This is a genomic window from Candidatus Nitrosarchaeum limnium BG20, assembly GCF_000241145.1.
Lineage (GTDB): Archaea > Thermoproteota > Nitrososphaeria > Nitrososphaerales > Nitrosopumilaceae > Nitrosarchaeum > Nitrosarchaeum limnae.
This window is the reverse complement of sequence record NZ_AHJG01000240.1, coordinates 1-2,839: the sequence shown is the minus strand read 5'-3', so window position 1 is coordinate 2,839 and position 2,839 is coordinate 1. Positions and strand designations below refer to the sequence as shown.

At 29.3% G+C, this 2,839-nt stretch carries 3 protein-coding genes and 1 pseudogene; 2 read left to right on the top strand and 2 right to left on the bottom strand.

Annotated elements, in window-relative coordinates; all coding sequences use genetic code 11:
- Positions 1-160 precede the first annotated feature (160 nt).
- Complete coding sequence (locus tag BG20_RS08565) at positions 161-583, top strand: hypothetical protein (protein WP_048097182.1); 423 nt, start codon at positions 161-163, stop codon at positions 581-583.
- Between the two features lie 246 nt (positions 584-829).
- On the opposite strand, the gene BG20_RS08560 is transcribed toward BG20_RS08565, so the two are convergent.
- Entirely contained in the window at positions 830-1,312 is a 483-nt protein-coding gene (locus tag BG20_RS08560) for an RDD family protein (RefSeq protein ID WP_010193928.1), read from the bottom strand.
- Positions 1,313-1,447: 135 nt separating this feature from the next.
- On the opposite strand from BG20_RS08560, the gene BG20_RS08555 reads away from it, so the two are divergent.
- Positions 1,448-2,281 carry a class I SAM-dependent methyltransferase gene (locus tag BG20_RS08555; RefSeq protein WP_010193927.1) on the top strand — a complete coding sequence of 278 codons (834 nt, stop codon included), beginning with the start codon at positions 1,448-1,450 and terminating at the stop codon, positions 2,279-2,281.
- A gap of 1 nt (position 2,282) precedes the next feature.
- On the opposite strand, the pseudogene BG20_RS12450 reads toward BG20_RS08555, so the two are convergent.
- Positions 2,283-2,839, bottom strand: a pseudogene (locus BG20_RS12450) (hypothetical protein); the annotation flags it as partial.

The following is a 2,839-nucleotide window of genomic DNA, read 5'->3' as shown; positions in this document are numbered from 1 at the left end:
TTCTAATCACTCTTAGCGAATGCTATACATTTTGTTTTGATGATTTATTTTTAATCACTTAGCGGATGCTATATGTCTAAAATCGATCTAAATAATGTGATGTGGATTAAAATGATTATACCCAAATCTTAAATTACATCTTGATTTTAATATTTTTAATATGAATACGACCTTTGGTATTATTCTGTTGTTTTCAGTACTGATAACTGGATTAATTATCAATCCTGCAAATACTATATTTGCACAAACAACTGGAAATTCAACTAATACAAATTCTACCGCTACAACACTTGATGAATCAATGAAAACAGGTGATGACATGGTAAACCCAGATCATGGCATGATGGAACAAGACAATTCTACAAAAACTATTGATGAATCAATGAAAACAGGTGATGACATGATGGAGCCAGAAGATATTCCTGTGATTCTTTCACCTCTTAAACAAATCAAAGATGGTGTTTTATCTCAAGACGTGGTTTGTAAAGAAGGATTAGAACTTGCTTTCAAATTTAATGGGCAAGCTGCCTGTGTTAAATCTACAAGTGTTGAAAAATTAATCACTCGTGGCTGGACTCAATAAATAAATTCTTTAATTCTCTAAATTATTTTTATATGTATCTAACTCTCGATGTATAATTTTTGGTATGTGATAAATGTAATTTTTGATGAGTTATTCTTCAAACTCTATGTCTGTTTGTAGTTCTTTTGCAAGCCCCACCCACCATTTTATGTTCTCGGACATTTCTTGAACTAAACCATTTTTAATAAGTTATAGATCTACTGGTTAAATCTCCAAAAACAACTGTGTAATAAAATATGACAAAATCTAATCTTTTTTATATTTTATATCATTGATGTTTGAATTTGGATTTTTTATTTTAATTATTATCGTATCGCCAATTTTGTTAAAAATTCTCTGACGTTTTTCATTGGTAAAAATCCATCCTAACCCAACATCGATTGGAAGGAGAAATGCTTTTCCAAAACTACTGATTATTACGCCCTTCAAATCTGGTTTTTTACCATGCATGTTGGTAATTTTCAAATTTAGGATTTTTTTCCCAATCGTTTGACCTTTCAGATATTCCAAAATTACCCAATATCCAAAAAAGATCACGCTTGTTGGAATAAATTGTGTCATTTCTGCCCAGAAAAATTTTTCGTTAAAATCATAATCAATTGATCCGAAAATAGATGATATTGCTATGGTGGAAATAACTGAAATAATGACAAAATCAATTAACCACGCAAAAAATCTCTCACTCCATTTGGCAATTATTATCTCTGGAAATTGGTTTGACTCACTCATATTCTCTTTATTATGATCAATCTAATAAAATATCTATGATTCTTTACTGTTATGAATACTCGAAAGTAGATTTATGATGTATCTGAATGCCTTAAAATTAATAAGAACCGTTTTCAACTCTCTTTGAAAATCTTTTTGAAATTAATCAACCCTCTGGATGTTTTTTTTTGGACTTTAAGAAAAAATGAAAGAGATGTCATAAAACTTTACAACTCTCTTTCTCCTATAATGCAGCTTGCAACTGGTGGAACAATGCTGAATTTTGGATATTGGATGGGAAACACTAATGATCCTCTATCTGCACAAAAAAATCTCTGCTCATATTTTGGCAAATTGGCAGAACTGGAAAAAGCAAAAAACTTAGTTGATGTTGGAAGTGGATTATCTGCACCAGCGATTTTTTGGAGAGATAAGTATGAAAAATTGGATTTATTTTGTATAAATATTAATTATGACCAACTATCTTTTTCTGGTCCACAAAAAAATATCCACTTTTTTAATTCCACATCAACAAAATTGCCTTTTGCTGATAACTCGGTAGACCGTGTTTTGGCCTTAGAATCCTCACAGCATTTCAAACCTCTAAAAGATTTTATTTTAGAATCTAAACGAATTCTAAAATCTAATGGAATCTTGACTTTGGCTATCCCTGTAACTATGCAAAACGCATCAATTATGAAACTGGGGATTCTGAAATTTACTTGGTCTTCTGAACATTATGGGTTAGAATTTGTAAAAAAACTCGTAGGTTCTATTGGTTTTAAAATTAATGATGAAAAATTAATTGGAAAAGAAGTTTATGTTCCACTTGCTAATTATTATATCAAAAATAGAGATGAAATCAAAAAATTGATTTTAAAAAAATACCCAAAATTTGTTGAACAAATCCTATTCACATCAATGCTTAAAATGAAAAAAGCTTCTGAAAAAAACACAATTGAATATGTTATTTTAAAATGTAGTCTTTAACTCAGATTCTAATAATTTCTCGTTCTAGTAGATTTTCTGTTGCCTTTATGTATTCAGATTCTGAAATTAAGTTATTTAGAAACCATTTTGTAGTTGTTTTGAACCATTTTGGTATTACTGATTGATCATTTACATATTTTTTCTCAAAGATATTTGTCTTCATCAATTCTGTTTTATCCCATTTGATATTCAAACCTGTTTCTTTATGACTATCTGATAATACTAATCCTGTTTGTTTATCCACAATCAACGTGTCTTGTTTCTTTACATCTTGTGCAATCCACACTCGTCGTGATTTTCCATCAAATTCATATGTTGCATCACTTGTAACTATTAAATCATCAACTAGTATGTCTCCAATCTTAATTGGAGTTAAATACATGAATTTTTCTATAATACAGCATTTTTTATCTGCTATAATTGAACCATTATTATCAAAACTAATTTCTATAGTTTCTTTCTTATCTTTTGTATTTTTTTCTGAAGTAATCTGAACTCCATTATTGTTAATTGAATCTACTGTAAACTCCTGTGTAATGTATTGACCGTATTTATCAG